Below are 330 nucleotides of genomic sequence, written 5' to 3'. Positions count from 1 at the left end.
ACCGGGCAGACGTCGACGACGTTGCCGGACAGCTCGGTGGTCAGCGGCTTGCCGTCGAAGGTACCGATCTGCAGGTTCTCGCCGCGGTACATGCCACCCAGTTCATAGGTACCGGCAACGTCGGCGGTGAAGCGGACGCAGCGGGTGCACTGGATGCAGCGGGTCATCTCGGTGGCGACCAGCGGGCCCATGTCCTCGTCCGGCACCACGCGCTTGCGCTCGTTGAAGCGGCTGACCGAACGGCCATAGCCCAGCGAAACGTCCTGCAGCTCGCACTCGCCGCCCTGATCGCAGATCGGGCAGTCCAGCGGATGGTTGATGAGCAGGAAC

Annotated in this window: 1 pseudogene; it reads right to left on the bottom strand. The window is 66.1% G+C overall.

Annotated features, from left to right (window positions below):
• Nucleotides 1-330, bottom strand: a pseudogene (locus EN850_RS34760) (NADH-quinone oxidoreductase subunit G); the annotation flags it as partial.

The sequence above is a fragment of the Mesorhizobium sp. M8A.F.Ca.ET.207.01.1.1 genome (assembly GCF_004794715.1).
GTDB lineage: Bacteria > Pseudomonadota > Alphaproteobacteria > Rhizobiales > Rhizobiaceae > Mesorhizobium.
The sequence above is the reverse complement of the archived record's forward strand: the minus strand, read 5'-3'. Positions and strand labels throughout refer to the sequence as shown.